We start from the raw sequence: 21,733 nt of genomic DNA on the forward strand, positions 1-21,733 counted from the left end.
GCTGGACGATGGCCATGTCTCAGACCCCTATCGGCATATGTTCGGCGCTGCGTTCCACCTTGCGCGGCGCAACGATTTCCTTCCATTGTGACAGCGCCCGATTGACGGCACCGTTCGGCTCGCGCTCGACGAAGCGCCCGTCGCCTGGCTCTGCCTTGACGTGTCCCTTGTCGAAAGCGATACGTCCGCGTGAAAGCGTCGTCCTCGGCAGGCCCTTGAGCTCAAAACCTTCGAACACGTTGTAATCAATCGAGGAAAGCTGTGTTTTTGCAGAAACCTTCTTGGTTGCCTCCGGATCCCAGATGACAAGATCAGCGTCAGCACCCGGCAGCACTGCGCCTTTCTGCGGATAGATGTTCAAGATCTTGGCAATGTTTGTCGAGGTGACAGCAACAAATTCATTTGGCGTCAGGCGACCAGTGCGCACGCCGCGCGACCACAACACTGGCATACGTTCTTCCAGACCACCCGTTCCATTCGGAATCTTGGTGAAATTGCCGATGCCGTAACGCTTCTGTTCAGTAGTGAATGCGCAATGGTCGGTTGCAACGCATTGCAGGCTTCCAGCCGCAAGACCGGCCCAGAGACTATCCTGATTGACCTTGTCACGGAATGGCGGCGACATTACCCGGCGTGCCGCATAATCCCAATCCTTGTTATGATATTCGCTTTCGTCCAGCGTCAGATGCTGGATCAGCGGCTCGCCGAACACGCGCATACCCTTTTGCCGGGCGCGGCGGATCGCTTCATGGCTCTGTTCGCAGGAAACATGCACGACATAGAGCGGAACGCCTGCCTGATCGGCAATCATGATCGCGCGATTGGTTGCTTCACCCTCCACTTCCGGCGGACGCGAATAGGCATGGGCTTCCGGTCCGTCATTGCCTTCGGCCATCAGTTTAGCCTGCAGCTGCGCAACGATATCGCCGTTTTCAGCATGGACGAGCGGCATGGCGCCCAGTTCAGCACAACGCTGGAACGACGCGAACATCTCGTCATCATTCACCATCAACGCGCCCTTATAGGCCATGAAGTGTTTGAAGGTGTTGATGCCGCGCTTCACCACCTCGGCCATTTCGTTGAACGTGCGCTCGTTCCAGCCGGTAATCGCCATGTGGAACGAATAATCGGTGCGCGCCTTGCCAGCCTTCTGGAACCACTCCTGAAGCGCGTCGAGCAGGTTACCTTCGGAATCCGGCAGCACGAAATCGACCACCATCGTCGTCCCGCCAGAAAGGGCAGCCGCTGTTCCAGTATCGAAATCGTCGGAAGAATAGGTCCCCATGAAGGGCATTTGCAGATGGGTGTGCGGGTCGATGCCACCCGGCATGATATAACAGCCGGATGCATCTATGACTTCATCGCCGGAGAGATTGTCGCCGACAGCAACAATCTTTTCGCCTTCGATGAGAACATCGGCTTTAAAGGTGCGGTCAGCCGTGATGACGGTTCCGCCTTTGATGACCTTTGCCATTGTTCGTCGTTCCCCTTTTTGGTTTTGTTGCGAACAGTAGCAGTAGTGGATGGTTGTGAAATCAGCTTACAATTTCAGCAGTCTCCAATACCGCATGCAGAAGCACGTCGGTTCCCGCCGACGCCCATTCCTTCGAAATATCCTCGTCTTCATTGTGGCTGAGCCCGTCCACGCATGGGCACATGACCATGGCCGTTGGTGCGACGCGATTGACCCAGCAGGCATCGTGGCCTGCGCCGGAAACGATGTTGCGATGGCTGTAGCCAAGTCGCTCTGCCGCATTGCGGATCGCCACCACACAACCATCATCAAAGGTCACCGGGTCGAAATGTCCGGCCACCTCAATCTCGATGCCGATGTCCAGTTCTGCGGCAATCTTCGGCGCTTCCTTTTCAAACCGCGTTTTCATGTCATCCAGCACATCCTGGTTGGGCGAACGGAAATCCACAGTGAAAACGATCTGGCCCGGAAGCACATTGCGTGAATTGGGTGAAACGTCGATATGGCCGACACCGCCAACTGCATCCGGCTGGTGGGACATGGCGATTTCGTTGACGAGTTGCAGCATCTTGCCGAGGCCAAGGCTCGCATTCTTGCGCATCTTCATAGGCGTAGAGCCGGTATGCGCCTCCTTGCCGGTCAAGGTCACCTGCAGCCACCACAGCCCCTGACCGTGCGTGACAACACCGATATCCTTGTGCTCAACTTCAAGGATTGGTCCCTGTTCGATATGAAGCTCGAACATCGCATGGATTTTGCGCTGCCCGACCGGTTCATCGCCTTTCCAGCCGATGCGCTCCAGTTCGTCTCCGAATTTCTTGCCTTTGGCGTCGGTGCGCTGATAGGCCCAGTCCTGCTCGTGGACACCGGCAAAAACACCGGATGAGAGCATCGCTGGGGCAAATCGCGTGCCTTCCTCATTCGTCCAGTTGACGACGACGATTGGCCGCTTTGTCTTGATATTCATATCGTTGAGCGTGCGCATGACTTCGAGGCCGCCGAGCACGCCCAGCACGCCATCGAATTTACCGCCCGTCGGCTGCGTGTCGAGATGGCTGCCCATATAGACCGGATCGGCGTCGGCATCTTCGCCGGGGCGGAGGAAGAACATGTTCCCCATCGTGTCCACACCCATGGAAAGCCCAGATTTTTCGCACCAGCTCTGAAACAGTTTGCGGCCTTTGCCGTCCTCATCGGTCAAGGTCTGGCGGTTATTGCCACCGCGCACACCGGGACCGATCTGGGCCATGTCCATCAGACTGTCCCAAAGACGATCGCCATTGACTCTAAGATTGCTGGTGAGCACCATGCGCTCTGCCTCCGCATTATGTATGTGCGTTTAAATTCGGGCCATTATACTTCTAGCCCGTATCCACCCGCCAATATATGTTCCCACGACCCGGCTCTTTGGCCACAATATTCTTGCCTTGCCGGCAAAAACTTGACTAGTTGGTCAAATTGCAGGCTAGAAGAGCGTTTGAATATGGTCAAGCGCTTTTGAAAAATTCTACACTGCTGAAAGGTGTCAAATGGCCACAGCTCCTTCAGACTCACGGACCGACACGGTTGAAAACGAGAAAATGTCGAACGACAAGTCGGAAGGCGCGACGCGCATTCAGGGTATAAATCGCAGGCTTATCCTCGATGCAGCGCTGGAGGTTTTTTCCGCTTATGGCTTTCGAGGTTCGACGGTCGACCAGATCGCCGAGAAGGCAGGCATGTCGAAGCCAAACCTGCTTTATTATTTCCCGCGCAAGCAGAATATTTATGTGACCGTGCTGGAAGATACGCTTGCCACCTGGCTGGAGCCTTTCGAACACATTAATCCGGACGGTGATCCGCTGGAAGAATTGCGGCGCTACATTGCTGTGAAGCTTGAAATGTCGGCGAAGAAACCGGAGGCTTCGCGCCTTTTCGCCAATGAAATTCTGCATGGCGCTCCGGCGATTTCTGACTTTCTCAAAGGGCACCTGAAGCAGTTGGTCGATGAAAAGGCGGCTGTCATTCATCGATGGATTGCTGAAAAGCGCTTAGCTCCGGTCGATCCTTATCATCTGATTTTCACCATATGGGCGGTAACGCAGCATTATTCGGATTTTTCCGTGCAGGTCGGCGCCGTTCTCGGGCAGCGTTCCGAGGAGGCCGGGTTCTATGATGAAACGGCCAAAGCGGTGAGCGCCATCATTCTTGACGGCATCCGCCCACGCAACGAGAATTCGTCATCATGAAAACGATTCATATTGCAGCAGCCATTGTCCGCGATGAAGCGGGCCGTTTCCTCCTTGTACGCAAGCGGGGTAGCGAGATTTTCTTCCAGCCCGGCGGCAAGATCGATGCGGGCGAGCAGCCTCAAATCGCACTCATCCGTGAGATCGAGGAAGAACTCGGCATTCTCATTGATGAGAGCCAGTTGCGCTATGCAGCAAAAATGTCAGCGCCTGCAGCCAATGAACTTGATTCCACAGTTGAAGCCGAGCTGTTTCATCTCACCCTGAAAGAAGGGCAGGTTCCTGCCGCTTCCAGTGAAATTGAAGAACTGATCTGGCTCAAGGCTGGTGATCAGAGCCGCCCTGTTGCCCTGCTTTCACAGAGCATTCAGGCGCGGTTTTCGGATGCAGTTTAAGCACTCTCGACGCGATTTCCTTCGCGATCGAACAGATGGAGATGCTGTGCTGGGAAGCTCACCTGAATGGAACCCTGCGCATGAAGCGCATCGCGATCCAGCGTGAAAATCTTGAACGGCAATCCGTGCAGGCTGAGATGCAGGATAATGCCGAAGCCAGTCGGCTCGACCAGATCGACATCAGCCGTCAGGCCTGCTGAATTCTCGATATGCACATGCTCTGGACGAACGCCGAGTGTGGCGTTCGCGCCATCCTTGAGTTTTACGGGCTGCGGCAATGCGATGAGCGTGCCGTCCTTGAGTTTCAGACGCGGACCACCATCCTGTTCAAGATAGGTCACATCGAGGAAGTTCATGGCGGGTGAGCCGATGAAACCTGCCACGAAGAGATTGGCCGGGTGGTCATAAAGCTCCAGTGGAGAGCCGACCTGTTGCACCACGCCACCATGCATGGCGACAATACGGTCAGCCAGAGTCATGGCTTCGATCTGGTCATGCGTTACATAGATCGACGTGGCTTTCAGCTCGCCATGCAGCTTCTTGATTTCAGCACGCATCTGCTCGCGCAGCCGTGCGTCGAGGTTGGAAAGCGGCTCGTCAAAGAGGAAGGCCTTGGGCTGACGCACAATGGCGCGGCCCATGGCAACACGCTGACGTTGGCCGCCGGAAAGTGCTTTCGGACGACGCTCCAGCAAAGGATCAAGGCCGAGCTTGGCGGCGGTCGATTTGATGGCGCTTGCGATCTTTTCTTTCGGCGTTTTGCGCAGTCGCATGCTGTAGCTCATATTGTCGGCGACACTCATATGCGGATAGAGCGCATAGGACTGAAACACCATCGCAATATCGCGATCTTTGGGTGCCAGCTCATTGACGCGCTTGCCACTGATCTGCACCTGACCGGCAGTGATGTCTTCAAGGCCTGCAATCATGCGCAGCAATGTGGATTTGCCACAGCCTGACGGGCCGACCAGCACGATGAATTCGCCATCTTTGATCTCAAGGTCAACGCCGTGCAGAACAGCATGTTCGCCATAGCTTTTGCGGACTGACTGAATATCGATGGAAGCCATAGGGAAGATCCTTTCAGAGCATTTCTTGTCTAAGATCAATCGTTAGAAATGCTCTATCTATCTGTTTTAACGCATGTCTTTATCCCAAAACCGGTTCCCACTTTTGGGAGACATGCTCTAGCCTTTGACCGCGCCAGCCGTGAGGCCCTGCACGAGATATCGTTGAATGAGGAAGAAGAAGAGACAGGCCGGGATCAGCGCGAGCACGCCCGCTGCCATCATCTGTCCGAAATCGACCGAGAACTTTGAGACGAAGCTCAAAAGCCCGACCGGGAACGTGGCTGAATCATTGCCGGAAATCAGCATCAGCGCGAACAGAAGCTCGCTCCACGCTGCGGTGAAAACAAAGCCGAGCGTTGCAGCAATACCGGGCAGGGTCAGCGGCAGAATGATCTGGCGGAAAGCCATGAACTGCGTTGCGCCGTCGATCTTGGCGGCTTCTTCGAGATCCTTCGGAATGCCGTCGAAGAACGATTGCATCAGGAAGGTTGCAAAAGGCACATTGAATGCCGAATAGACGATGATGAGGCCGATCAGGCTGTTGGTGAGACCGAGCGGTGCCATGATCTTGTAGATCGGCGCGATCAGCATCACGAGCGGGAACATCTGCGTCAGCAGCATCAGCGCCACAATCCAGTATTTTGCACGGAAATTGAAACGTGACAGCGCATAGCCGGAGAGCGATGCCAGTAGCGTAACGATGATGGCGGTTGAGCCGGATACGATCAGGCTGTTGCGGAAGAACAGCGGAAATGAGCTGTTATTCAAAACATGGCTGAAGTGATCGAACGTCATGCGCGATGGCCAGAGCCGTACGCCTTCGCTGTAAAGCAGATCATTGGGCGTGACGGAAACCTTCACCAGCCAGAAGATCGGAAACAGCGCGAACAGGACGAACAGCAGAATGGCAATGCGATGCGCGCCGACAAGGAGGAGTTTACGGTTTGTCATGGCCTCAATCCTTGTTCAGCAGCGTCTGGCGCAACAGCACGATGAGCATTGAATAGACCATCAGCAGGACAAGCAGGACCATCGCAATTGCCGAGGCATAGCCGAAATCGAGCCGTTTGAAGGCCTGCGTGAAGATGTAGCTGGCGACGATCTGTGTCCGGTCGGCAGGGCCGCCACCGGTCATCACGACAATCAGATCGGCACTGTTGGCAATCCAGACGGTGCGCAGCAAAATGGTGATAGCCATGGTTGGCGCGAGATATGGAAGCGTGATCGAGAGAAAACGCTGCACGGGGCCAGCGCCATCAATCGCTGCTGCTTCATAAAGATCGCGGGGGATGGCCTGCAAAGCGGCCAGCATGGTGATGGCAAAGAACGGAATACCCCACCATACACCGGCGGTAATGATGCCCCACATGGCCAGATTGGGGTCGGACAGGATGTTGTCTGGTGCGCTCAGAATGCCGATTGCATGTAGCCAGTGCGGCAGCGGACCGATCACCGGATTGAACAGCCACGCCCAGTTAAGGCCGGTGAGGAATGTCGGTACAGCCCATGGCAGAAAGATCAATGCCTGCGCAATGCCGCGTCCGGCGAATGGCTTGTCGAGCAGCAGGGCAAGAATAAGCCCGAACACGAATTGCAGCAGCACCGAACAGCCGGTCCACCAGAGTGTGTTCTTCAAAGAACGATAGAAAGCCTGATCCGTCGCAAGTTCGCGGAAATGATCAAGCCCTACATAGCCACCCGAAAACGGGTTAAGCAACTGAATGTCGCGAAAGGCATAGGAGACGCCGAGGACCAGCGGAACCAGCATGATGGCGCCGATGAGGATCAGTGCGGGGGCGCTGTAGAGATAAGGTTCGGAGGCGTGCGCAAGTCGCTGCAGAAAACTGCGGCGATCCTGTCTTGGCACGTCGTTGTGCACCGGGGCCTTTATGGAAGCGGTGTTGTTCATCATTTTTCCCTTCGCGGGGCTGCATCATTCGCTTTGCAGGCGCGGTCTTCCACGCCTGCAAGCTGTTCATGGTGCTATTGCTTTGAAAGGTGCTTCTGCTGTGCCTTGGTCAGATATTCTGCCCATTGGTCGGCCAGCTGATCTGGCGTGATGTCGCCGAGAAGCGCTTCCTGCGAGGTCTTGATGACGAGCGAATCCTTGAAGAAGGCAAATTCTTCCAGATAGGTCGGCATGACGGTTGGAACGACGTTCTTGTCAGCCAGTTCATCGAACCAGCCCTTGAACTGCTCGCCGCTATAGAACGGATCGTTCTGAGCAGATTTAAGAACCGGCAATGCACCGGTGCGCTTGTTCCATTCGATATTGCCTTCCGGACCTTCAAGCATCGAGATCAGCTTCCAGGAGAGGTCCTTGTTCTGGCTACCGCTCATCATCGACCAGCCGGCAAAACCGATGGTCGGGAAGGTTTTGCCATCCGGGCCCTTTGGCATGATGGTGACGCCGAAATCTTCCGGCTTCATGCGTTCGGCAATGGCGATCAGCGCATCTGGATCTTGGTTGAGGAAGGCGCAGGTGCCGCTATAGAAACCGGCGACGGTTTCGTTGAAGCCCCAGTTGACGCTGTCCTTCGGTGCAAGGCCGTTCTTGTAGAGATCGACCATCCAGGTGATGCCCTTTTTCCAGCCTTCGCTGTTCATGGTCGAGGTGCCGTCTTCGTTGAAGAACTTATTGTCACCGGCCATGGATGCGGCAAAAATCACCCAGCCATTGAGACCACCGGGGCCACCACGCATACAGAAGCCGGACTTGCCGGGAAGGGCTGCGATCTTTTTGGAGGCTTCGACAAATTCGTCCATCGTCTTTGGCGGCTCGGACACACCAGCCTCAGACAGCAGCTTCTTGTTGTAGAACATGGCGTTCAGATAGAAGCCGTAAGGCAGCGTATAGGCTGTGTTGTTGACACTGCGGCCAAGCTCAAGTGCGCGCTCGGTCAGGTCTGGCGTGGTTTCCCACTTTTCGAGATATGGCTCGAGGTTTTCCAGCATGCCATTGTTGGCATAGAGCGAAACCCAGGTGTCCGGCATTTCCATGACATCGGGAATTTCACCAGCCGAAACCATGGTTGCGAATTTCTGGAAGGATTCGCCCCATGGCAGCGAGATGATTTCGACCTTGGTACCCGGATTGGCTGCCTCAAACTTGGCAACGATGGATTCAAGCGTCTTGGTGCGTTCCGGGCTGGTGATGACTTCAACAAGCTTTAGAGTGGTATCGGCGAGTGCCGTGCCGCTCAAAAGCATGGTTGCGAATGCGGCTGCTATTAGTTTTTTCATTGCAGTTCCCCTTATTGCTCCTCACTAGATTTTCGCTATTCGGTCGATGCTGCGAGCGCTCCTTCGATATCTCGCCACAGCGCTTCCGTTCCTTCCAGTCCGACATGCAGGCGCACGGAGCGCGGGTCGATGCCGAACGTATGTGCCGAATTTGGCTGTGCTTTCTGCTGCAGCACGACTTCGCCCGGCACGATCAGGCTTTCATGTCCACCCCAGCTCACGCCGAGCTTGAACAGATCGAGATGATTGCAGAATTCGCGAATGTTCACGCCTTCCCGGAAGATGACAGAGAACAGGCCGGACGTGCCCTTGAGCCCCGCAGGCAGACGATTGGCGAGTGCCGGGTGGCAGACGGTCTCAACCAGATCCAGCGCCTGAAGACGCTTCGCAATTTCCAGTGCCGAAGCCTCATGCGCCTTCATGCGCGTCGGCAAAGTGCGCATACCGCGCACCAGAAGCCACGCATCAAACGGTGAAAGCTTGCCGCCGAGATATGGATAGGTTTCCGCACGGATTGTATTGATCAGGGCTTTCGAGCCGGTCACGACACCGGCCACGACATCGCTATGACCGCCAAGATATTTCGATGCCGAATGCACGACGAGATCAACGCCAAGCGACAGTGGGCGCTGGAAGATCGGGCTGGCCCAGCTGTTATCGATAATGCTCAACACGCCATGCTGCTTGGCAATCGCTGCCAGGGCACCGACATCATGGGCTTCCATGACCCAGCTCGTCGGGCTTTCCATGTAGAAGAGCTTTGCACCGGGCAGGGCTTTTGCAACCGCTTCCTCGTCACGTCCGTCGACATAATCGACCTGCACCTGCATTCGCTTCAGAATGGTGCCAAAAAGCCGGAACGCATCTGGATAGACATGGCGCACGGCAACAATGCGATCACCCGGATTGACGAAGGCCAGCACACTTGAAGAGATCGCAGCCATGCCGCTGGCAAAGCCCAGCGCGTCTTCGCCGCCTTCAAGTTTTGCCAGCATTTCTTCAAATGCCCGTACGGTCGGGTTGAGGCCGCGTGTGTAGATCGGACGAACCTTTTCGCCGCGATAGGAGGCGACCATGTCGTCATAGCTTGGGAAGGTGAAAAGCGAGGTCTGCACGATGGGTGGAACCACGGCGTCGTAGGCATTGCCTTCATCATGGGCAACCGTAAGTGCTGCAAAATCCAGCGGATCCATCCCGTCGGTCATTTGGACATTTCCTTGATGTCTTCCTCGACAATGTCGAGGATTTTGAGTGTTTCCTGCCGCGCGGCTTCAGGGTCCTGGGCCACGATGGCGTTAAAGAGCGTGCGGTGGAACGGAAAGGTCCGCCGCGCGAAATCGACCCGCTCGAAGGGATGATCCCAGAAATGCAAGAAGGCTTCGCGCATCTGTTCGAGCAATTGTCTGAAAAGCGGGTTATGGGTCGCGTCGTAAATGGCGAGGTGAAACGCCAGATCTTCCGGGCCTGACGTGCCTTCCGCGATATGAACGCGTTCCATCTCATTGAGATTGCGTTCGATGATGATGAGGTCTTCAGCGGTGCGTTTGCGGGCGGCGACCATGCTGGCCTCAGCTTCGATGCCACGGCGCACTTCAAGCGATTGCAGCAAAGCATCACGCAATTGTGCGGGGTCGAATGAAAGCGGCATGTGAATAGTTGCCGCCGAAATCGGCTTGAGCAGATAGGTGCCGCTGCCTTTGCGGGCTTCGATCACACCCAATGCCTGAAAATGACGGATTGCTTCGCGAATGGTGGAGCGGCCGACAGCGAGTGCTGTCATCAATTCACGTTCGGCGGGAAGGCGATCTCCGGCCTGAAGCTGCGCTGTCGCGATGTAGTTGGCGAGCGCGTCTGTTACCTGCCGGGCGCGATCCATCGGCGGTAGTGGTGCAATCTGCAGCAGCCTGCGATCTTTCATTCTGCCTCCATTTCACAGATTGGCCCAGAGATCAGCCCAGAGTCTCAACGCGCAATCAGGTCAGAGCCGGTTCCCTTATTGGTTCTTAAATTGGTCTGACATCATAGTAATATCGACAGGAATTCGAGACTGTCAAGCGCGGTTTATTTGCGAGTGAATAGACTGTTTGCATGCGCATGCTTTTCCGATTGCGCTTCGGCAAGCTTGCTCCTATCAATCGCTGGAAGAGGCGGCGCGTCCCAAAAAGTGTGAAGCGGTTTTTGGATAAGACGCGCTGAAAAAGGAGTGCGGCATGCTGCATGCCGCGATCGAGGAGATACCCATGCAATTGAAGGCATCCGAAAAGCGGACGCTTGGCCGAACTGGTTTGACTGTAACCGCGCTTGGTCTGGGAACCGCGCCTTTGGGCGGACTGTATGCGCCGGTTTCGCGTGCTGATGCGGACGCTTTGCTGGAAGCTGGTTGGGGCAGCGGTATCCGTTATTTCGACAGTGCGCCGATGTATGGCTATGGCCGATGCGAGCACCTTCTTGGCGATATGCTGCGTGAAAAACCCGAGCGCGCCGTCATTTCCACCAAAGTCGGGCGTCTGATGACCAATGAGCGTGCTGGTCGCACGCTGCCACCATCGCCGCCAAAGAATCCGCTCGATTCGGGCTGGCATAATGGCCTCAATTTCCGTGAGGTTTTCGATTACAGCTATGATGGCGTCATGCGCAGCTTCGATGACAGCCAACAGCGCCTCGGCTTTCCTGAAATCGATCTGCTTTATGTCCACGATATTGGCCGTGTGACCCATGGCGACAGACACGAGCTTCACTGGAATGCGCTGACCAAGGGGGGCGGCTTCCGTGCGCTGACCGAGTTGCGCGCGGCAGGTAATATCAAGGGCTTTGGTCTTGGTGTGAACGAATGGCAGATCATTCGCGATGCGCTGGAAGAAGCTGATCTTGATTGCTCGCTTCTGGCTGGGCGCTATTCGCTGCTCGATCAGGTTTCTGAAAAAGAATTCCTGCCGCTGGCACAAAAGCGCGGCATGGCACTGGTAATCGCCGGTGTGTTCAATTCAGGAATTCTCGCGGCACCGCGCGGCGGCGAACAGAAGTTCGACTATGCCGATGCACCTGCCGACATCATTGCGCGCACCAATCGTCTGCATGATATTTGCGATCAGTTTAATGTGCCGCTTGCCGCTGCCGCCATGCAGTTTCCGTTGAGGCATGAGGCCGTCAGCTCCATTCTGATCGGTGTCCGTTCGCCGGAACAGATCAGGCAAAATGTGGTCTGGTTCGAGCAGTCTATCCCGGATGAATTCTGGCAGACCTTGCACTCTGACGGTCTTATTTCGTAATCATGACGTCCAAGATTCTCTGCGTCGGTGCCCTCACAATGGACACTATTTTCCGCCTCGACACGCTTCCCGAACAGGCAGGCAAATATCTGCCGCGCGAAGCGGTCGAGATTGCTGCTGGCATGGCCTCAAGCGCCGCTGCCGCGATTGCCCGACTTGGTGGTGATGTGGCGCTCTGGGCTTCCGCCGGGGTTGATCCGGTGGGCGACCGCGCCGTCGCAGAACTGGAAGCCGAAGGCATTGATTGTTCCTATATCCGACGGCTGGAAGGCGCACGCACGGCCTTCTCTTCAATCCTTGTCGATGCAAATGGCGAACGCATCATTGTGCCCTTTTATGATCGCAAGCTTGCAAGCCCGTCTGGTCTGGTGCCGCCGATTGTGGCGGGAGCCTATGCGGCTGTTATGACCGATGTGCGCTGGCCATGGGCTGCGGAGACGGCGCTGCGTGCGGCACGCGATGCAGGCATTCCGGCGATACTTGATGCCGATACCGCGCCTGTCGAATTGCTGGAAACGCTGCTACCGCTTGCAACCCATATCGTTGCATCAGAACCTGCTGCAATCAGCGTCACGGGCACGGCGGATCTGCACGAATGCGTCCGTATTCTTAGCAACCGTTATGATGTTTTCACATCTGTCACGGCTGGCGCAGATGGCTGCTATTGGACGGAAGGCGCTAATCAGCCTGTTTCCCATGTCGCTGGTTTCACCGTCGATGCTGTGGATACGCTGGCTGCGGGCGACGTCTTCCATGGCGCTTTCGCGCATGGTCTGGTGGAAGGGAAGCCGATGACCGACATCATCCGCTTTGCCAATGCCGCTGCAGCTATCAAATGCGCACGCTTCGGCGGACGTGCCGGTTCGCCAAGCAAAACAGAAGTTCTTTCCTTCATCGAAACCGGCGTTGTTCCAGTCCGATAAATTGAACGTCTCCTGTCGTCCCATCCCTCGTCCTTCGAGACGCTGTTTTCAACAGCTCCTCAGGATGAGGGAAGGAGAGGTCAGCGCCCGAATTCTACTTTCTCCCAGGTTCTTCCAAAATCATGAGATTACACACTGAACCCGAATTGACTCTTTACTAACATGTTAGTATGTGCAAGCTTAAAGTTCAAATTTGGGAGGAGCCAGTTTTGGCGCATAATCATTCAGGGCAGGAGCGCTTTGGGCTCTCTGCAGCGCTTACGACGCCATTCGATGTAGATGGCAAAATCGATGTCAGCCGTGCGCTGAAGCACGCACGCGCACGCCTCGACAGCGGCTGCTCAAGCGTAACCTTGTTTGGCACCACTGGCGAAGGGTCATCGATTGCCGATGCTGAGCGTGCAGCACTTCTCGACGCCTTCATTGCGCAGGGTTTCCCGGCTTCGAACATCGTTGTCGGCGTCATGGAAAATTCGATTGCCGATGCGGTCCTGCAGTCGGCCGATGCGCTGCGTCGCGGCTGCAAGGCTATTCTTCTGGCACCGCCTTCCTATTTCAAGAATCTCTCCGACGAAGGTCTGTTCAACTGGTTCTCGGCAGTCTTCAAAGGTCTGGGCAGCGATGCCCGCAGCATCATTCTCTACAATATTCCATCGGTGACTGCAGTTGAACTGTCGGTCGATCTCATCGGTCGCCTGCGCGCAACTTTCGGTGAAATCATCATCGGCGTGAAGGATTCGTCCGGTAACTGGGCCTATACGGAAAAGTTGCTTGCTGCGCACAAAGACATTGCGATCCTGATCGGCGATGAACGCGACCTTGCGGCCGGTGTGCGTCTCGGCGGGCAGGGTGCGATTTCCGGCATGGCCAATCTGTTCCCGGATCGCCTGCTGCGCATGATCAACGACGGTCAGGACGATGCCGAACTGGTCGGCGCAGTACAGCAATTGCTGAACTATCCGGTAACGCCTGCGGTCAAGGCCATGGTGGCGCGTCATACGGGTGACAAGGAGTGGCGTCGCGTACGCGCACCGCTGATTTCACTGAATGATGCGGATTTCGATGCAATCGGCAGTGTATTCGACCGTTTGCATATGGCAAAAGCAGCTTAAGGGCGGCATAAGCAAACGGGACTAAGAGGGGACAGGCTTTGGCAGACGATCACAACGAACCAGTAAAATTGCGGGATAAGGCTTATCAAAGCTTCACCCAGCATTTGCTGGCGCGTGATTTTCATCCGGGCCAGTTCGTTTCGCAGCGCCAGCTCGTCACCATGACGGGCTTGCCACTGGGTGCGATCCGCGAACTGATCCCGCGCCTTGAGGCGGAAGGTCTTATCAAGACCGTGCCGCAGCGCGGGCTTCAGATCGCTCATATCGACCTCAATCTGATCCGCGAAGCGTTTCAGTTCCGCCTTTTCATCGAAAAGGAGTCGATTGCGATTTTCTGTCAGTCGGCTTCCGACGAGCTGTTGCGTTCGCTGCGTGCCGAGCATGAAGACACTCTCAATCGCGCAATGAGCGAAGGTGAAACGCCGGAGCTTGAAGAACGGGCGCAGAATATCGACTGGAGCCTGCACGACACAATTGTCGGCTCGCTCGATAATGAGATCATCTGGCGTGCTTACCAGACCAATACGATCAAGATGCGCCTGATCAATCAGGAGCGCTTCCGCATCACCGGGCGTGTTATCCCGGTCATGCAGGAGCATCTCGCTGTCCTTGCTGCAATCGAAACACGCGATCCGCAGACAGCCATGGATGCCATCGCCGTTCACATCAACAATGCACGGAAGCTGGCTTTGCAGATTTAACAACCAGGGCCGCGCAAGAGGAGTTGCCGGGCCAGAAGAATGATAGGCCAAGAAGCCATAGGGGAGGAGCATGTAATGAATCTATTACGTCCAACACGTCGTCAGTTTCTGGCGGGAACAGCGGCCATCGCCGCCTCGGGTGTCACGGGCATCAGCCCATCTTTCGCGCAGTCGACAGTTGACTGGAAGAAGTATGCTGGCACCACGCTTGAAGTAAATCTTATCAAGAGCCCGCGCGGCGAAATCCTTCAGAAATATCAGAAGGAATTCGAAGAGCTCACCGGCATCAAGGTCAATTCCGAGCAGATGCCGGAACAGCAGCAGCGCCAGAAAGCGGTGATCGAGCTGACGTCCGGTCGTCCAAGCTTCGACGTTATTCACATCAGCTATCACGTTCAGAAGCGTCAATTTGAAAAGGGTGGCTGGCTTGCCGACCTCAATCCGTTTCTGAAAGACCCGACGCTGACCGATGCATCACTCACAGAAGATGATTTTGCAAGCGCCGGTCTGACCTTCGCCAAGGATGCCAATGGCCGCTTCGGCGCGCTGCCTTTCTCGGTCGATTACTGGATCATCTACTGGAACAAGGAACTCTTTGCCGCCAAGGGCATCGAATTCCCGAAGACTTTTGAAGAATTGGTTGCCGCTGCAGAAGCGCTCACCGATCCATCAACCAGAACCTATGGTTTTGTCGCTCGCGGCATGAAGAATGCCAATGCGCCGGTCTATACCAGCCTCCTGCTCGGCTATGGCAAGCAGTCGGTTGACGCAGACGGTAATCTGCAGACGGATTCGGCTGAAGGGATTGAAGCCGCCAAGCTCTATCAGCGCCTGATGACCAAATCGGCACCTCCCGGTGTTGCAGGCTTTAACTGGGCTGAATGCCAGTCGAACTTCCTGCAGGGCCGTGTCGGCATGTGGCTCGACGGTATCGGCTTTGCGCCGCCGCTCGAAGACCCGAACAAGTCGCGTGTTGTCGGCAAGGTTGGCTATGGCGTCATGCCAGCAGGCCCGAATGCGCAGGCAGCACCAACCACCGGCGACGGTATCGGCGTGACCGAAGCTTCCAAGAACAAGGAAGCTGCATATCTCTATTGCCAGTGGGCCATTTCCAAGGAAATGGGCGCTCGCCTGTTGCAGTCGGGATCGGGCGTTCCATTCCGCAAGTCGGTCATCGATGATGAAGCCGTGCGCAAGGGCGTCACTATGCCGGAAGGCTGGGTGGAAGCTCTCTCGAAGTCTGCCCCGATCAGCCAGCTCTGCCTGCCGGTCATCGTGCCCGTCACGGAATTCCGCGACATTATCGGTGTCGGCCTCACCAATCTTCTGAATGGTGCTGACGCAGAAACTGAAATGAAACGCGCGACGGAAGAATTCCGTCCGGTCCTCGCACGGAGCGAAGGAAAATGACATCTGCCGCCCCGATAGGTGCAAAAACGGAAGCTGCTGCCAATGCAGCTTCCTCCACCAAGACTGGCAAGAGCCGCTTGCGGCCAAGTTACTGGCCATTCGTTCTTCCAGCCTTGATTACCGTCGGGGCGGTGATCGTCTTCCCATGGGTGTTTACGCTCTGGATGAGTGCAAACCAGTGGCAGCTCGGCGGGGAGCAGAGCTTTGTCGGCTTCGACAATTATCTGCGTCTTGCAGCCGATATGCGCTTCTGGGAATCCATGTGGCATACGCTTGTCTATACAGTTCTCTCGGTCGTGGCGCCGATGATTCTGGGCACGATTGCGGCGCTGGTCTTTGACAGCAAGCTGCCAATGCGCGGGCTGTTGCGCGGTATTTTCGTCATGCCGATGATGGCGACGCCGGTTGCCGTCGCCCTTGTCTGGACGATGATGTATCACCCGCAGCTCGGTGTGCTGAACTATCTTCTCTCGCTGATCGGCATTGCGCCGCAGGAGTGGATATTTAATCAGAGCACGGTTATCCCGTCGCTGGTGCTGGTTGAAACCTGGCAGTGGACGCCGCTGGTCATGCTGATTGTGCTCGGCGGCTTGGCCTCCATGCCGCGCGATCCGTTTGAAAGTGCGGAAATCGATGGTGCCAATGGCTGGCAGAAGTTCCGCTATATCACGCTTCCGATGATCCTGCCCTTTATCATGGTGGCCGTCATCATCCGCTCGATCGATGCGCTGAAAAGCTTCGACATTATCTATGCGATGACGCAGGGCGGTCCCGGAACGGCATCGGAAACCATCAATATCTATCTCTATAACGTGGCGTTTTCCTATTATGACATTGGCTATGGATCGGCGATTGCCGTGGTGTTCTTCATTGTCATTATCGCCATGTCGATGATCCTTCTGGCCCTGCGCCAGCGAACCAAATGGAACTCGTGAGGACCGACCATGGCACGCAAGTCAATTCTTTCAAAGCTTGGCACGGCACTCATGGTTTTCATCATCGTGTCGCCTGCAATCTTCTTCTTCGTCTGGATGCTGTCGCTTTCCTTGAAATATGAAATCGACAACGGCGCCTATCCACCGATCCTGATCCCCGACCGCATCGCGTGGTCGAACTATAGCGGAATTTTCGAGACCAACGATTTTCTGCTCTATTTCTGGAACAGTATTCTCGTGACCGGAACAGCGACTTTGCTGGCATTGCTGGTCGGGGTTCCGGCAGGCTACGGCATTGCACGACTGCGCGCCAACAAGTCGGCAATCGTCATCATGATTGCGCGTATGACGCCGGGTCTGTCCTACCTGATCCCGCTGTTTCTGCTGTTTCAGACGCTCGGACTGCTCGGCACCCTCTGGCCGCAGATCATCATCCATCTGGTTGTGACTGTTCCAATCGTGATCTGGATCATGATCGGCTACTTCGAGACAACGCCGTTGGAGCTTGAAGAAGCCGCCATTATCGATGGCGCATCCTCGTGGCAGGTGTTCATGAAGGTGGCACTTCCAATCGCCAAGCCGGGCGTTGTGGTGTCGCTCATCCTTGCGGTGATCTTCTCGTGGAACAATTTCGTTTTCGGCATCGTGCTTGCAAGCCGCGAGACACGCACCCTGCCGGTCGCAGTTTACAACATGCTGTCCTTTGAACAGGTCAGCTGGGGTCCGCTTGCCGCCGCAGCCCTTGTGGTCACATTGCCGGTCCTGTTGCTAACCGTTTTCGCACAGCGCCAGATCGTTGCAGGTCTGACAGCAGGCGCCGTCAAATAAGAGTTGAGGTTCAAGATGGCATCTGTATCCATCCGAAATGCAATCAAGAAATATGGCAATGTCGGCGTGTTGCACGGCGTGTCCGTGGATATTCAGGACGGCGAATTTGTCGTGTTGGTCGGCCCGTCGGGCTGCGGAAAATCCACGCTTCTGCGCATGATCGCAGGGCTTGAGGAAATCAGTGACGGCGAAATCGCCATTGGTCCGCGTGTGGTCAATGATCTGCGCGCCAAGGAACGCGATATCGCCATGGTGTTCCAGAACTATGCGCTCTATCCGCATATGACGGTGGCCGACAATATGGGCTTCGCGCTCATGCTGAAAAACGCGCCGAAGGAAGAGCGCGACAGCCGTGTCAGTCGTGCAGCAGAAATCCTCGGCCTCAACAAGCTGCTCGACCGCTTTCCGCGCCAGCTTTCCGGCGGTCAGCGCCAGCGTGTGGCCATGGGCCGTGCGATTGTTCGCGATCCGCAGGTCTTCCTGTTCGACGAGCCGCTCTCCAACCTTGACGCCAAGCTGCGCGTGCAGATGCGCGGCGAGATCAAGGGCCTGCATCAGCGTCTCAAGACCACCACGATTTACGTGACCCACGATCAGATCGAAGCCATGACCATGGCGGACAAGATCGTTGTCATGCGCGATGGTCTGGTGGAGCAGATCGGTGCGCCGCTCGATCTTTATGATCGTCCGGCCAATATGTTTGTCGCGGGCTTCATTGGTTCGCCATCCATGAACTTCGTCAACGGCAAGATCGAAGAAGGTTCGTTTGTGGCTGATGGCGGCTTCCGTCTGCCGCTTCCGGAAGGCGATTATGCAGGTCTTTCGGGCAAGGCCGTTTATGGTATGCGCCCTGAGCACATGAAGATTGCTGATAACGGCGTGCCGGTCACAGTCGAAATCGTTGAGCCGACCGGTTCGGAAATCATGGTTATGGGTAAGCTCGGCGATCAGCCGGTTACCTGTCTGTTCCGCGAGCGCCTGACGGTGCGTCCCGGCGATGTGCTGACCATTGCGGTTGCCCCAGCAACGAGCCATGTGTTCGAGCCGGAAAAGGGTATGCGCGTCAGCAGCTAAAAACCAAATATCAAAATGAAAACGCCGGGCTTTTGCCCGGCGTTTTGTTTTATTCCGCAGCCTCTTTCACCGCCATCGGATTGTTCGGATGAGTCGTCCAGTTGGCATATTGCGCCGGGATCGGTGCCTTGGTGCGCGGATCGAAATCACCGATCTGCTCCATGGTAATGCAATCCTCGACCGGGCAGACATTGACGCAAAGATTGCAGCCAACGCATTCCTCATCGATCACCTCAAAGTGCCGCGCACCGTTCACGAGACTGGTAATCGCCTGATGCGAAGTATCTTCGCAGGCAATATGGCAACGGCCGCACTTGATGCAGGAATCCTGATCGATCCGTGCCTTGGTGACATAATTGAGGTTGAGATACTGCCAGTCGCTGACATGCCCCACAGCCATGCCGCGGAAATCGTCCAGCGTCTGATAGCCTTTACTATCCATCCAGTCGGAAAGACCGTCGATCATTTCTTCAACGACCTTGAAGCCATAGGTCATAGCAGCGGTACAGACCTGAACCGTGCCGCAGCCGAGCGCGATAAATTCGGCTGCATCGCGCCAAGTGGTGATGCCGCCAATGCCTGAAATCGGCAGGCCATAGGTTTCAGGATCGCGTGCAATTTCCGCCACCATGTTCAGTGCAATCGGCTTGACCGCTGGTCCGCAATAGCCGCCATGGCTGCCGCGACCGTCAATGGATGGCACCGGCGACATGCTGTCCAAATCAACCGAAACAATCGAATTGATCGTGTTGATCAGCGATACCGCATCGGTGCCGTTTTCTTTCGCGCCACGCGCTGGCTTGCGAATATCGGTGATGTTCGGCGTCAGCTTGGTGATCACCGGCATACGGCTATATTGCTTGCACCATTTCACGACCATCCCGACATATTCCGGCACCTGACCGACAGCCGCACCCATGCCGCGTTCGCTCATGCCGTGCGGACAGCCAAAGTTCAGCTCGATGCCGTCGGCACCGGTTTCTTCCACCAGGGGCAGGATTGCTTTCCACGCTTCTTCTTCGCATGGCACCATGATCGAAGCGATCAATGCGCGGTCGGGCCAGCGCATTTTCACTTCTTTCATTTCGCGCAGGTTCACTTCCAGTGGCCGGTCGGTGATCAGCTCGATATTGTTGAGACCCAGCAGGCGCCGGTCAGCACCATGGATAGCGCCATAGCGCGGACCATTGACGTTTACGACCGGCGGGCCTTCAGCCCCCAGCGTTTTCCAGACCACGCCACCCCAGCCAGCCTTGAAAGCCCGTTCGACATTGTAAGCTTTGTCCGTCGGTGGGGCCGAAGCCAGCCAGAACGGGTTTGGAGACTTGATGCCGAGGAAGTTCGTTGAAAGATCAGCCATTTTTACTCTCCTCAGCCCTGTTCCTGGCCCAATGGCACACTGCGGTCACGCGAAGCAGACGGGGAGGGCGCATGAAGTGCGCCGCCCGACAACACCGCATCGGCAAAACCTTCAATCGCTTCGGGACGTTTTGTCAGCGTCGCATGGATGGATTCTGCTGCAACCTTGCCGTCTTCCACCGATGCAACGGTCAGATCCTGACCACCTGCAACGCAGTCGCCTCCTGCCCATATGCCCTCAACGGATGTGCGACGATCTTCATCGACGCTGATGCGCCCTTTGGAAAGTCCGATGCCAGACCCGGCAATTGGCTCTGGTTCAAACTTCTGGCCGATAGCCTTGAACACCTGATCGGCTTCAAGAATGAGATATTCGCCGGTGCCGGAAAGTTTGCCGCTATCGGCATTGGTATATTCAAAGACCACGGCATTGACCGTGCCGTCTTCGTTCCGCTCAAGGGCATGCGGTTGCAACCAGTGACGGATCACCACGCCATGAATCTGTGCCAGTTCCTGCTCATAGGCGCTGGCATTCATGCTTTCCTGACCGCGACGATAAACGATTGTCACGTTTTCAGCGCCAAGCTTCTTGGTCTGGATCGCAACGTCTACCGCCGTCATGCCGCCGCCGATCACTACCACATTGCGGCCAACGGGGAGGGATGAGAGGTCTTTTGCCTGACGCAGATTGGCGATGTAATCCACCGCATCGATCACGTTGGGCGCATCTTCGCCGACAAGCGCCAGATCGTTGACGCCTGGCATGCCCATGCCGAGGAAAACTGCATCATAGCCAGCCTTCAGCGTTTCAATGGTGATGTCCTGACCGAGCGTCTGGTTATATTCGATATTGATCGCGCCGATTTTCAGCACGAATTCCAGTTCGCGCTGGGCGAAATTATTGACCGTCTTATAGGCGGCAATACCATATTCATTAAGACCGCCGCCCTTGGGTCGCGCTTCAAAAATCGTCACCTGATGCCCATACATCGCAAGGCGATGTGCTGCGGAGATACCTGCCGGGCCCGCGCCAACGATTGCGATGTGCTTGCCAGTATCGGGTGCGCGCTTGAATGGATGATTGCCGGTTTCCATCAGAACATCTGTGGCATAGCGCTGCAATTCACCGATCTTGACCGGTTTGCCTTCGGAGGTTTCGCGAACACACACTTCTTCGCAGAGCGTTTCTGTCGGGCAAACGCGGGCGCACATGCCGCCCAGAATATTTTCTGAGAGAATGGTCTTGGCTGCACCGATGGCATTGCCGGTGTTAATCTGGCGAATGAAACGCGGAATATCGATGCTGGTAGGACATGCATTCATGCAAGGTGCGTCATAGCAATAATAGCAGCGGTCGGATTCAACGAGGGCTTCATGCTTGTTCAGCGGCGGATGCAGATCATCAAAAACATGCGCATAGTCGGCCTTCTCAAGCCGCGAGCCGTGAATATCAGGCCCGTTCGTATGTCCCGGATTATCGACTGCATCAATAGGCGAATTGTCTGCTGATCTCATCGATCGCATCTCCCATTTTTGCTTGTTCAGGCGCGGGTTCCCTTTGCGCACCTTAAACGTTGTTCCGGGCTGCGATCTTTGCCGTCGCGTGATGCCCGTTAATGACAGGATGACAGATTTTTACGGAAGGTCAAATTTTTTATCATCTGGTCAATTTATGAGAGTTAGGCACTAGAAATAGAGAAAGGCCCGGCTTT

General features: G+C 55.8%; 20 protein-coding genes. 10 read left to right on the plus strand and 10 right to left on the minus strand.

Annotated elements, in window-relative coordinates:
* Nucleotides 1-19: 19 nt before the first annotated feature.
* Complete coding sequence (gene hydA, locus OHI65_RS11020; protein ID WP_166943173.1) at nucleotides 20-1,474, minus strand: dihydropyrimidinase; 1,455 nt, start codon at nucleotides 1,472-1,474, stop codon at nucleotides 20-22.
* Nucleotides 1,475-1,535: 61 nt separating this feature from the next.
* Entirely contained in the window at nucleotides 1,536-2,783 is a 1,248-nt protein-coding gene (locus OHI65_RS11025; RefSeq protein ID WP_264358849.1) for a Zn-dependent hydrolase, read from the minus strand.
* 220 nt (nucleotides 2,784-3,003) lie between these two features.
* Here OHI65_RS11025 and rutR point away from each other — a divergent pair, with 220 nt between their 5' ends.
* Together rutR and OHI65_RS11035 are read left to right on the plus strand one after the other, a co-directional pair.
* Complete coding sequence (rutR, locus tag OHI65_RS11030) at nucleotides 3,004-3,702, plus strand: HTH-type transcriptional regulator RutR (protein ID WP_264358850.1); 699 nt, start codon at nucleotides 3,004-3,006, stop codon at nucleotides 3,700-3,702.
* Nucleotides 3,699-4,097: an NUDIX hydrolase gene (locus tag OHI65_RS11035; RefSeq protein ID WP_264358851.1), complete on the plus strand. Its 399-nt coding sequence runs from the start codon at nucleotides 3,699-3,701 to the stop codon at nucleotides 4,095-4,097. Before rutR ends, OHI65_RS11035 begins: the two co-directional genes overlap by 4 nt.
* On the opposite strand, the gene OHI65_RS11040 is transcribed toward OHI65_RS11035, so the two are convergent.
* The 6 genes from OHI65_RS11040 to OHI65_RS11065 form a co-directional block, all read right to left on the minus strand.
* A complete protein-coding gene (locus OHI65_RS11040; RefSeq protein WP_264358852.1) occupies nucleotides 4,094-5,167 on the minus strand; it encodes an ABC transporter ATP-binding protein in 1,074 nt (357 codons plus the stop codon). The two genes, OHI65_RS11035 and OHI65_RS11040, sit on opposite strands and share 4 nt — an antisense overlap.
* A gap of 117 nt (nucleotides 5,168-5,284) precedes the next feature.
* The gene (locus OHI65_RS11045) at nucleotides 5,285-6,118 is read right to left on the minus strand and encodes a carbohydrate ABC transporter permease (protein ID WP_010658175.1); all 834 of its coding nucleotides are present in this window, start codon (nucleotides 6,116-6,118) and stop codon (nucleotides 5,285-5,287) included.
* Nucleotides 6,119-6,122: 4 nt separating this feature from the next.
* Complete coding sequence (locus OHI65_RS11050; protein ID WP_264359154.1) at nucleotides 6,123-7,076, minus strand: carbohydrate ABC transporter permease; 954 nt, start codon at nucleotides 7,074-7,076, stop codon at nucleotides 6,123-6,125.
* A gap of 74 nt (nucleotides 7,077-7,150) precedes the next feature.
* Nucleotides 7,151-8,410, minus strand: a complete 1,260-nt coding sequence (locus tag OHI65_RS11055) for an ABC transporter substrate-binding protein (RefSeq protein WP_010658177.1) — start codon at nucleotides 8,408-8,410, stop codon at nucleotides 7,151-7,153.
* 35 nt (nucleotides 8,411-8,445) lie between these two features.
* Entirely contained in the window at nucleotides 8,446-9,615 is a 1,170-nt protein-coding gene (locus OHI65_RS11060) for a PLP-dependent transferase (RefSeq protein WP_264358853.1), read from the minus strand.
* Nucleotides 9,612-10,328, minus strand: a complete 717-nt coding sequence (locus tag OHI65_RS11065; RefSeq protein ID WP_024897838.1) for a FadR/GntR family transcriptional regulator — start codon at nucleotides 10,326-10,328, stop codon at nucleotides 9,612-9,614. Before OHI65_RS11065 ends, OHI65_RS11060 begins: the two co-directional genes overlap by 4 nt.
* 322 nt (nucleotides 10,329-10,650) lie before the next feature.
* On the opposite strand from OHI65_RS11065, the gene OHI65_RS11070 reads away from it, so the two are divergent.
* The 8 genes from OHI65_RS11070 to OHI65_RS11105 all read left to right on the plus strand — a co-directional run bounded on the left by OHI65_RS11070 (nucleotide 10,651) and on the right by OHI65_RS11105 (nucleotide 18,662).
* Nucleotides 10,651-11,679: an aldo/keto reductase gene (locus OHI65_RS11070; protein WP_125333816.1), complete on the plus strand. Its 1,029-nt coding sequence runs from the start codon at nucleotides 10,651-10,653 to the stop codon at nucleotides 11,677-11,679.
* Nucleotides 11,680-11,681: 2 nt separating this feature from the next.
* Nucleotides 11,682-12,602: a PfkB family carbohydrate kinase gene (locus OHI65_RS11075; RefSeq protein ID WP_094514771.1), complete on the plus strand. Its 921-nt coding sequence runs from the start codon at nucleotides 11,682-11,684 to the stop codon at nucleotides 12,600-12,602.
* Nucleotides 12,603-12,811: 209 nt separating this feature from the next.
* On the plus strand, nucleotides 12,812-13,714 hold the full coding sequence (locus tag OHI65_RS11080) for a dihydrodipicolinate synthase family protein (RefSeq protein ID WP_264358854.1): 903 nt from the start codon (nucleotides 12,812-12,814) through the stop codon (nucleotides 13,712-13,714).
* Nucleotides 13,715-13,752: 38 nt separating this feature from the next.
* The gene (locus OHI65_RS11085; protein ID WP_012090686.1) at nucleotides 13,753-14,415 is read left to right on the plus strand and encodes a GntR family transcriptional regulator; all 663 of its coding nucleotides are present in this window, start codon (nucleotides 13,753-13,755) and stop codon (nucleotides 14,413-14,415) included.
* Nucleotides 14,416-14,490: 75 nt separating this feature from the next.
* Nucleotides 14,491-15,825 (plus strand): ABC transporter substrate-binding protein, encoded by a 1,335-nt coding sequence (locus tag OHI65_RS11090; RefSeq protein WP_264358855.1) that lies wholly within the window; start codon nucleotides 14,491-14,493, stop codon nucleotides 15,823-15,825.
* The gene (locus tag OHI65_RS11095) at nucleotides 15,822-16,760 is read left to right on the plus strand and encodes a carbohydrate ABC transporter permease (RefSeq protein ID WP_010658185.1); all 939 of its coding nucleotides are present in this window, start codon (nucleotides 15,822-15,824) and stop codon (nucleotides 16,758-16,760) included. The genes OHI65_RS11090 and OHI65_RS11095 overlap by 4 nt, the downstream gene beginning before the upstream one ends.
* 9 nt (nucleotides 16,761-16,769) lie before the next feature.
* Nucleotides 16,770-17,588, plus strand: coding sequence for a carbohydrate ABC transporter permease (locus OHI65_RS11100; RefSeq protein ID WP_010658186.1), 819 nt, complete (start codon nucleotides 16,770-16,772; stop codon nucleotides 17,586-17,588).
* Nucleotides 17,589-17,603: 15 nt separating this feature from the next.
* Nucleotides 17,604-18,662, plus strand: a complete 1,059-nt coding sequence (locus tag OHI65_RS11105; RefSeq protein ID WP_264358856.1) for an ABC transporter ATP-binding protein — start codon at nucleotides 17,604-17,606, stop codon at nucleotides 18,660-18,662.
* Nucleotides 18,663-18,711: 49 nt separating this feature from the next.
* Here OHI65_RS11105 and preA read toward each other — a convergent pair whose 3' ends face one another.
* The gene (gene preA, locus OHI65_RS11110; protein ID WP_010658188.1) at nucleotides 18,712-20,022 is read right to left on the minus strand and encodes an NAD-dependent dihydropyrimidine dehydrogenase subunit PreA; all 1,311 of its coding nucleotides are present in this window, start codon (nucleotides 20,020-20,022) and stop codon (nucleotides 18,712-18,714) included.
* 11 nt (nucleotides 20,023-20,033) lie between these two features.
* Nucleotides 20,034-21,545, minus strand: a complete 1,512-nt coding sequence (locus OHI65_RS11115) for an NAD(P)-dependent oxidoreductase (protein WP_029375879.1) — start codon at nucleotides 21,543-21,545, stop codon at nucleotides 20,034-20,036.
* Nucleotides 21,546-21,733: the final 188 nt, after the last annotated feature.

The sequence above is a fragment of the Brucella sp. MAB-22 genome (assembly GCF_025908475.1).
Lineage (GTDB): Bacteria > Pseudomonadota > Alphaproteobacteria > Rhizobiales > Rhizobiaceae > Brucella > Brucella anthropi.

Bases quoted from the DNA above. Each gene is read 5' to 3' on its own strand.
- OHI65_RS11035 (WP_264358851.1), top strand. From the start codon at position 3,699: ATGAAAACGATTCATATTGCAGCAGCCATTGTCCGCGATGAAGCGGGC.
- OHI65_RS11045 (WP_010658175.1), bottom strand. From the start codon at position 6,118: ATGACAAACCGTAAACTCCTCCTTGTCGGCGCGCATCGCATTGCCATT.
- OHI65_RS11115 (WP_029375879.1), bottom strand. From the start codon at position 21,545: ATGCGATCGATGAGATCAGCAGACAATTCGCCTATTGATGCAGTCGAT.
- rutR (WP_264358850.1), top strand. From the start codon at position 3,004: ATGGCCACAGCTCCTTCAGACTCACGGACCGACACGGTTGAAAACGAG.
- preA (WP_010658188.1), bottom strand. From the start codon at position 20,022: ATGGCTGATCTTTCAACGAACTTCCTCGGCATCAAGTCTCCAAACCCG.
- OHI65_RS11025 (WP_264358849.1), bottom strand. From the start codon at position 2,783: ATGGTGCTCACCAGCAATCTTAGAGTCAATGGCGATCGTCTTTGGGAC.
- OHI65_RS11105 (WP_264358856.1), top strand. From the start codon at position 17,604: ATGGCATCTGTATCCATCCGAAATGCAATCAAGAAATATGGCAATGTC.
- OHI65_RS11100 (WP_010658186.1), top strand. From the start codon at position 16,770: ATGGCACGCAAGTCAATTCTTTCAAAGCTTGGCACGGCACTCATGGTT.
- OHI65_RS11050 (WP_264359154.1), bottom strand. From the start codon at position 7,076: ATGAACAACACCGCTTCCATAAAGGCCCCGGTGCACAACGACGTGCCA.
- OHI65_RS11070 (WP_125333816.1), top strand. From the start codon at position 10,651: ATGCAATTGAAGGCATCCGAAAAGCGGACGCTTGGCCGAACTGGTTTG.
- OHI65_RS11065 (WP_024897838.1), bottom strand. From the start codon at position 10,328: ATGAAAGATCGCAGGCTGCTGCAGATTGCACCACTACCGCCGATGGAT.
- OHI65_RS11095 (WP_010658185.1), top strand. From the start codon at position 15,822: ATGACATCTGCCGCCCCGATAGGTGCAAAAACGGAAGCTGCTGCCAAT.
- OHI65_RS11060 (WP_264358853.1), bottom strand. From the start codon at position 9,615: ATGACCGACGGGATGGATCCGCTGGATTTTGCAGCACTTACGGTTGCC.
- OHI65_RS11040 (WP_264358852.1), bottom strand. From the start codon at position 5,167: ATGGCTTCCATCGATATTCAGTCAGTCCGCAAAAGCTATGGCGAACAT.
- OHI65_RS11075 (WP_094514771.1), top strand. From the start codon at position 11,682: ATGACGTCCAAGATTCTCTGCGTCGGTGCCCTCACAATGGACACTATT.
- OHI65_RS11055 (WP_010658177.1), bottom strand. From the start codon at position 8,410: ATGAAAAAACTAATAGCAGCCGCATTCGCAACCATGCTTTTGAGCGGC.
- hydA (WP_166943173.1), bottom strand. From the start codon at position 1,474: ATGGCAAAGGTCATCAAAGGCGGAACCGTCATCACGGCTGACCGCACC.
- OHI65_RS11090 (WP_264358855.1), top strand. From the start codon at position 14,491: ATGAATCTATTACGTCCAACACGTCGTCAGTTTCTGGCGGGAACAGCG.